The 7,725-nt window shown below is 58.4% G+C and carries 6 protein-coding genes; 1 reads left to right on the top strand and 5 read right to left on the bottom strand.

The features are described from left to right. Positions 1 to 256 (top strand): integrase core domain-containing protein (locus tag BLR05_RS05125; RefSeq protein WP_143015861.1); only part of this gene is annotated, 256 nt, incomplete at its 5' end. A 20-nt stretch (positions 257 to 276) separates the two neighbouring features. Here BLR05_RS05125 and BLR05_RS25705 read toward each other — a convergent pair. From BLR05_RS25705 to BLR05_RS05100, 5 genes are all read right to left on the bottom strand, one after another. Beyond that, positions 277 to 4,134, bottom strand: coding sequence for an ATP-binding protein (locus BLR05_RS25705; RefSeq protein WP_208605978.1), 3,858 nt, complete (start codon positions 4,132 to 4,134; stop codon positions 277 to 279). Positions 4,135 to 4,426: 292 nt separating this feature from the next. Further along, positions 4,427 to 5,500, bottom strand: a complete 1,074-nt coding sequence (locus tag BLR05_RS05115) for a hypothetical protein (RefSeq protein ID WP_092832736.1) — start codon at positions 5,498 to 5,500, stop codon at positions 4,427 to 4,429. A gap of 99 nt (positions 5,501 to 5,599) precedes the next feature. Beyond that, the gene (locus BLR05_RS05110; protein ID WP_225978981.1) at positions 5,600 to 6,223 is read right to left on the bottom strand and encodes a PD-(D/E)XK nuclease family protein; all 624 of its coding nucleotides are present in this window, start codon (positions 6,221 to 6,223) and stop codon (positions 5,600 to 5,602) included. A gap of 94 nt (positions 6,224 to 6,317) precedes the next feature. Beyond that, entirely contained in the window at positions 6,318 to 6,911 is a 594-nt protein-coding gene (locus tag BLR05_RS05105) for a hypothetical protein (RefSeq protein ID WP_092832735.1), read from the bottom strand. Continuing rightward, positions 6,908 to 7,687, bottom strand: coding sequence for an RNA polymerase sigma factor (locus tag BLR05_RS05100; RefSeq protein WP_092832734.1), 780 nt, complete (start codon positions 7,685 to 7,687; stop codon positions 6,908 to 6,910). The genes BLR05_RS05105 and BLR05_RS05100 overlap by 4 nt, the downstream gene beginning before the upstream one ends. Positions 7,688 to 7,725: the final 38 nt, after the last annotated feature.

Genomic DNA, 7,725 nt, shown 5'->3' with positions numbered 1-7,725 from the left:
GCACTTGCTCAACGACGCAGGCTGCCCGACGCAGAACGCCTACATTGAGAGCTTCAACGGCAAGTTCAGGGATGAGTGCCTCAATGAGCAGTGGTTCGAGTCACTGCCACAGGCCAGGCAGGAGATTGCCCGATGGCGGCGGGACTACAACGAAGTACGCCCGCACAGCTCACTGGGGCGCATACCGCCGGCCAGTTTCGCCGCACAGCATCGCCAGCGCACTGGCGATGCTGTGCAACAACCGGAGATCAAGTAATCTCCAAACCCTTGGACTCGCTAACTCAACATTGGCACGGCTGAAGGGGGCAGGTCAAAGGCCCGCTCGCCCGGTGTCTCAAAAATGCCCGCCTCGTCATTGCAGGCCCTCAGTTCGTCACCAAAAACGTGAGCGGCAAGCACAGGAATTCCAGGGAACTCGGCTTTGACCGCTTCTATCGCGTCAGGGAATGCATACATCAGGAAGAGACACAGACGCCCCTCCGAAACATAGCGCTCCCAGTGTTCTACAGACACCCTACTACGCGCCTTTTTCAGTCCGCCAACAAGCGTCTGCCCTGTCCCGGCGAAGTCGTCTACGATGGCCACGAAACCCTCCTTGTCTGCGTTAGCACGCATCCAAGTATCCAGGTCGCTTGCTGAGGCGCACTTGCCCGCCTGCATCCGCGTCTTCATGTCACGAGCCATGGTCGCGCCGCTCTTGTGCTCAACATCAAGATATCCGATGGCGAGATTGGTCCGTCGATTCTTAACAATCGTCCATGTACCACTGCCAGTCGCAACCCGCCTGGCAACGATCATCTCGTCCACCTTCGCTAGCATGTTCGCGCGCATGCCTTCGGTAATGAACCCTTGCTCGGATATGCGTCTCAGCAACAGATATGCCGTCTCAATGCGTGTGTCGTCATCGAACTGCCGGAGCCACTGCTTTATCTCGGCGACATCTTTCTGCTTGCCGCAATAGGTCAACTTTTGGGCCACAGCCAACAGATCATCTTCGCTGACGGGGAATGCCGCATCCGCGACCTCTAGAAGTGCAATCGGCGTCGTGTTGTCAACGAGGGCTGTACGTTCTAGCTCTCGATGGCTCATCCAAATAGGGATCAGCTTCGAACGAGCATTCTCACCAAGCCACTCTCGGAATATCTGCAAGGAAATGACTTGGTCATCATCGCCATTGCGCTTCGATAGAACGCCGCGCTTGTGTAGTCTGGCGCATGCTCTTCGCAACTCGGCCACGCTTGCTCGGTCTTCAGCGGCTATCGGCAAGCCTTCCTGAGATTCAAGCAACTCCTCAAAGTCTTCAAATCGACCACCAAGCGCCGAAATGCACGCTAGCGCAATGCAGTTCTCAGCGGCTTCTCGCCTCTTGTCCTGGATGTCCAATACCGGGTTGTCTTCCCACAGGTGCGAAAAATTCGTGGCGCCGAGTGATCTAAACAGCTGATGACGTACCGCAGAGGTGTCGTTTGCGTCGATGAACGTTCGATGCTCCTGTAGACATCGCTGGAAGAGCTGGTAACAGAAATTGTGAATGTAGAACGGATTGCCTGCGGTGTAGTCGACGATGAAATCAACGGCCGTGGTGTCGAACTCAAGGGCACCATCGACAGGCTTGCGAATCAACGCTTGACAGTCCGCACGGTTTTCGATCCTGTCGAGTCGCACGTTAGTCCATTTGTTAAGGTCAGCCTGATGGCGCTCAAAGATTGCGTCCATCCTCTCACTGCCCACAAAAAAGAACGTCAACCCAGCCTCCGAAGCAGAGCGCAGTCCCTTCATAAACTGGCGCCCGCGCTCACCGGTGTAGAACGCCGGGTCGAGATCATCGAATTCGTCGATGATGACGACGAACTTGTGCTGCTCTAGTTCCTCTGAAAGTCGCTCAACGAATGGGACCAGCAGGCTGATGCCAGCTCCAAAATCCGTTTCTTGTGGGACCTCGATCTTGATGTTTACTTTGTCCGCCAAGCGCCGCGCAATACGGTGCGCGAGTTGCCCCTCGTGAAGAGACGTCAGCTCGCCCATACGCAACAAGATGCAGATAGTGTCTGATCTGGTCGAAAGTTTCGCAGCAAAGACCTGCAAGAGTGAGGTCTTGCCAATGCGCTTTTGACCCCACACGAACGTCGATGTGCCAGCCATTGCGTTCAGAAGCAAGTTCTGGAGTATCGACCCGCGACCGTACAGTCTGTCGGCCCGCTTGATGGGGTTCAACGTGTATGGCGGGTCGGAAAGAAGCGCGTCCCAATCCGGCTCGGTCACCTGCTGCGTGATCTCCAACTCATCCTCAGCGACGACCTGCCTCCCCGATCCGGTGACGCAGCCCCACTGCACCGGGATTCGCAGTTCAGCGGACGGTTCTGCAAGCTGCAGGCGCAGTCGAACAAGCTGTTCCCCTCCCGGAGAAACCGCGAACGGACCTGTCGGCTCGTAGACAACCAAGGCATGGGCCGCATCTTGCCCCTCAGCGCCACTGCGCAGGAGGGAGACGTCACGTGCATATCCCTTCCCCTGATTTACCAGCGAGAATGACAGGAACACGTCTGTCCCAGCCGCACGCAGATCACCTTTTGTGCGGGGGTTCCTAAGCACTAGCGAAGGCGCGAGGGCAATCTCGCCTCGTGAGGTGGCATCTTCGACCAAGGTCGCGAGGTGATCGAGAACTGGTTGTACAAGGCTTAGCCAAACTTGGCTATGTAGCCTAGGGTCGGGCGCTGTGGGCTTGTGGCCAGCAATGTTGTCTAGATACTCAGGGGCACGGCGAATCACCTCAGCGTCTTCATTCTTCTCATAGGCCTCGAAGAGCTTGCGGAAGGCAGGTCCGACCAAAACGTCTAGATCTCCCAAGAACTCTTGCTCTGCGGCCACGAGCAATGGCTGCAGACGATGCGCAACCGGCAGGAGGTCACTCGACGCAATTCGGGCCGTCGCGGGCGTTGCCCTAAGGAATCTTGTAACGATCGACGCGCCCTTTGCTAGGAGCTCTTCGAGCTTTGCCAGCGATGCACGGCATACCTCGACAGGGGAACGAGAATCAATACCATAAGCAGCCGCGATGTCATCCTTTAGCTTGAACGCAAAATCACGCTCCGCGCCGCTCAGTTCTGGGTCTACTGCGTCGACGCGATGGATCGCATTGATGAAAGCCGTCGCCAGATTCTTCCGAGAATAGGAGTCCAGCCGCTCCGACAGGTCGGAAAGCGAAGTGGGCTCTGTCGGCACCGCGCGTGGAGAGGCCCATGCGTTCACGATTCTCGCGATGAGTTGCTCGGACTGATCTTCCGATGCTGCTTGCAGTTGCTGCGCTAGCAACTCCCCCACAGTGAATCCATCCCCCCTGTCTTTCGCTGCCACCAGCAACTCACCCAACACATCCGCGGCCTGCTCTGGCTCACTGACTGCCACTGGCGCTCCTGCGGCGCTTGAAGCCTTCGGATTCAGTTGGGCAAAGAATCCTTGCAGGCGCTGGCGGACTCGCAGCCCCAATTCGCGATTCCACGGTTGGCGTAGCTTGGCGGGAAGATAGATGGTCGCCAGACCTTGTTCTTGCCAACGCAGCGCACTAGCTAGGTCCGCTCCTTCCAAGCCAACCTTGTGCTCATTCACAAACGTCCGACGCCACTCCCCCAACTCGACGGACGTCACAGTGGGTATAACTGGGAGTACCTCCATGCCGCGCCTTGGCCTAGCCTCACCCAGGCGTTCGTCCCAGACGTACGCAACTCCGCTCGCGTAGTCCATAACGGCCGTCCAGAGATCTGGTCGATTACGCCCAGCGGGCGTCAGGAGGTCCTGAGGCACTTCCGCATGCGCGACCGGCATTGGGGAAACGTCGTTCGCGCGCCGCTTGGCAGGCGTAGCCCTAGCTATGTGAACGGACTCGGGAGCCACGGTCAGCGTCGCCTCGCCATGAGTGGTCCTCTTGGTGATCAATACTTGCGGCGCGAGCATTGCCAAAAATCCGCGCATATCGGCAACGCCGAAATCCTTTGGATCGAACCGCCGGTCAGTGATTTGCAATAGCCGGTTTTTCAGCACGCCAATTGTCATCGTCGTTGCTTCAGGTCCCAGCTTTCGTTGCGCGAGCAAAAACGCTGCGACTACCAGTTCCAAGGCTTCTTGCCTCGTTTTCATGTGTACTACCTCCCATTGCGTCCAACCGTGAAGGTCAGCCCCTAAGCAAGCATCCGTGCCTTGGAAGACTACCCTGCTTTCCCCAAAAAGCCCTCAGGTTGAGCCCGTACGCAACGGCAGCTAAACGACAACGTTGCAGGGCACCGCTTTTCCAAGAGGTTCAGCATCGAATTCATGTGAAGTGCAACTACGCATTTCTGCCCGGAGCAGTCGCTCCTCACTGTGGATTGCCACGCAAAGCCTCTCCCTGCTGGAGCCCAATGCCTTCTAATCAACAGATCGCATCACCTCTTTACCTCTTCCGGGCCGCTTTTTTGGATTTCGACTTCTTGATGGAGGATGGCGTTCTCTTCTGCCCCTGGATTCTGAACACCGCGATGGAGTACGGGGTCTTCGTTCCAGGTGGAGTCATTTCCAGCAGCTTTGAAGACGCGGAGAAATGTTCCCCGGTACCTCCGCGGTCCACGAGATCCAGCACGACCAGGAATCCAAGCGTGACATTGGAGCGCTGATAGGCCGCCGCCTGTAGCCCGTGGTCGTCCAACAGTTGATCCAGCGAACGATCGAGCATGGTTTTCTTGAGCTCCGCAACGATCATCACCGCGCCCATGTCGAACGCCACGTCGGCTCTTCCGTGCCCGATGGCCCGTGCTTCCGGCCTCACGCCACCACCCGAACCTGCCTGGACCGTGGCCAGATAGTCTTTCTGAAGGTCAGCCTCATTGGCTTCTGAAGTAAAAAGGTAGTCAGAAAGTAACCGCAGACCTGGCTCGAAGTTCTCAAGCTCGTACTGCCAAGCCAAGGTGCGAAACAAGATGCTGTTGAACAGCGCCCGTGCTGAGGGATTAGTCGCATAGTCGGGATTTGATCGAACGGCGCCAATCATCTCGTCAAGCTTTCGCCGCACCACAAGCGGAGTGGAATTGAGGATGACTGTCACTACCCCTGCAACAACCTCTTCAAGCGCGGACGACTTTCCCGCTGGGGTGACGAGGCCCGAATCCAAGACGGCGGCGACCAGGTCAGTGGACGCCGCCCCAGTAGGGTTTCGAACGAGACTGGCCTCCCTGGCCGCGGTGACTTCCCGGTAGAGCGCCCGTGCGTCCAAGACCATGTCGCTGCTGTCTGCGTGCTTGTCAATCCAGCGCTCGAGCAACAGCAACCGTGCTTGCTCCTTTTGGACTGCCTCGGAGATTGCCGGCCGAAGAATGGCTTCGGCAAGATCGACGTGACGCTCATTGAGTTGGTCGTCCAGGACGACGATCCGGTAGAGCGCCGCCGCGCGCAGGCTGCGGCCTTCGCGGATCGCCGCCGCAACATCTTCGACATCGGAACGGTCATCGCCGTTGTGGGTTTGGGTTTGCATTTGATTGCCTTTCTTGGGGAGCCATCACCTGCGGGATTGCAGCCTTTCTGGCCCCCTTACTCAGTCAATCGCAGCCCCAACCCAAACCGGAAAGGCTGGTCAAAGTTTTTCTTGCACCCACCCACCTCCGGGCAAGTCTCCGCAGAGGAAGAAGCTCGGGCAGCGCGGACAGCTGCGCGCCTCGGGCTTGGCGGGGAACTGCCCGGCCTGCATCGCCTGAAGGAAGGATTGCAGCTTTTCGCGCCTGGACTCCAGCTTGCGCGGCGTGATTTCCATCGGCTGGATGGTTTCGCTGGTCAGGTAGGTCACCTCGACCTGCGCATGCGGCCCATAGGCCTGGACGGCAGCGAGTTGGAGAACCGTGTACTCGATGTCATCGAAGGCGTTCGAGCGCTGCTTGCCCGTCTTGACGCGCCGCACCGTAACGCGGCCACCGGCTCCGTGAGCAACGCCATCCGGGCTGATAAGGATCTCGCCCTCGGCCCACCCCAACGAGATCGGAGGCGCCGGCGCGGCCACGCCACGGCTACGGCTCTCGATGAGGAAGTCGACGAGTCGCTTGCCGATGCGGCGGTAGTCTTCAGCATATCCATGCTCTGTCGCGCCCTTGGAGCGCCATGCCTCCTCGAAGCGAGCGGCCAACTCGTCGACCGTGGGACTTGTCGTCCCGTGGTCGCGCTTCAACCACTCGAACACGTCACTCACGACGTTGTACATCTTCATGAATGCAGTTTCGGTTCGGATCGCCGCCGGCCGCGACGTTAGCCCGGTGCAGGCGTTCTGCTTCCCGGCGAGCGGCCTCGGTGGCGTCCATCGCTCAGTCCAACAACGCCTTCAGCGTTGCCTGCTGTTCCGGCGTGAGCCGTGAAGTCGAGACCGCCTCGTCGAAAGTGATTTGTTCACCCACGCTCGGCTTCACGCTGGACCGGAAGGCATGCCCGGAGACCATACCCGGCGGACCCTGCAAATACGCACTCACAGCTTGCGCCGTAGCGCCCAACTCCGACGCAAGCCTCTCAACGAATCGCGTGGGAATGGTGGCAGCATTGATGGCTCTATCACGCACGCGCATCAGAAAGAGATTGCTGACATCCAGGCTGCGTGCGATCGCCTTGAAACCGCTCGTATTGAGCTTGGCGAACGGATTCGCGGCCTCCGCTGCGGACTGCTGGACAGCCTGCTCAAATCGCTGCCAAGCCTTGTCTACCGCGCTGTCCGATACCATGGTCGCCGGAACATCTTCAGCTGGCGGCTCAGGACGCAGATCAATCGAACAGTCGATCAGCGCTGTCGCATGCTGTGGATACTCCCTGATGTAGCGCTCGAGCGTTTCTTGGCCATGGCTCGGCTCCATGGAGAACGCCAACAGCACGGATTCCTCGTCAGCAAGGAACGGCTTTGAAGTGCTCATACGTCCCCCTGAAGAGAGGCTTTCAGTTTCTTGTACGCTCGGACTTTGCGATTTCTGACGGTCCTCTCATCGCACTTCAGCATCTTGGAAATGGTCATCATATTGGGGTCCTCCGAGTGGGTCTGGAAACCTTGTCGCAACAGGCCCACGACCCGTCTCTGATCATCTGGTAAAGCATCAATCGCAGCGTCCAGCTCCAACCGGAAAGCCGGGTCGTCAATTTTTTGAGGGTCTCCTCCCAGGAAGTCGGCCGCCGCTTCCTCGACCTCCGGAGAAATGTCCTGACCCTCTTCCCCGTCCGTGGACAGCGGCACGGTGAGTACCGACGAGGGACCGATCTGCCTCAGTACGGACTTCCGGAATCGGGCGAACGCCAGGTCGAACCTCACTTCAAAGAAATCCAGCATGGCAAATCGGCCGTTGCAGTCCTTGGCGATTCGCTCTGCGAACCGGCCCATGATCTCTTCTCGAATGCCTTGCGCCCCTGCCATACGGGAGTCCGAGACCGTTGCGAACAGGGACTGACCGACCCGTTTTATGAGTAGTGCAAAAATCTGCTTGAACTCATCCGTTGCGCCCGTCGCATGGGCGCGCCGCAGAAAATACGTCAGCGCTTCCGACGGCACGTAGTCGCTGCTCTTTCTCGACGTGACAGCAAAAGCCTTGAGGCGTGCGGCAGCATCGACCGATTCCAACGCTCCCAAGCAGACCTCAATCTCTGGCGGTCGCGTGAACGGCGCCCCGTTCTTGTCTTTACTCTTCAAAGGTTTCGGCATCGGTCTCCTCCTTGCCCGTCAGTCCGTTCTGTACATGC

This window comes from Paracidovorax cattleyae, from assembly GCF_900104515.1.
In the GTDB taxonomy this organism is placed as follows: Bacteria; Pseudomonadota; Gammaproteobacteria; order Burkholderiales; family Burkholderiaceae_C; genus Paracidovorax; species Paracidovorax cattleyae.
This window is presented reverse-complemented; position numbering and strand designations above follow the sequence as displayed.

Coding starts and splice junctions, on each gene's coding strand:
- BLR05_RS25705 (WP_208605978.1), bottom strand. CDS start 4,134: ATGAAAACGAGGCAAGAAGCCTTGGAACTGGTAGTCGCAGCGTTTTTG.
- BLR05_RS05110 (WP_225978981.1), bottom strand. CDS start 6,223: ATGAAGATGTACAACGTCGTGAGTGACGTGTTCGAGTGGTTGAAGCGC.
- BLR05_RS05115 (WP_092832736.1), bottom strand. CDS start 5,500: ATGCAAACCCAAACCCACAACGGCGATGACCGTTCCGATGTCGAAGAT.
- BLR05_RS05105 (WP_092832735.1), bottom strand. CDS start 6,911: ATGAGCACTTCAAAGCCGTTCCTTGCTGACGAGGAATCCGTGCTGTTG.
- BLR05_RS05100 (WP_092832734.1), bottom strand. CDS start 7,687: ATGCCGAAACCTTTGAAGAGTAAAGACAAGAACGGGGCGCCGTTCACG.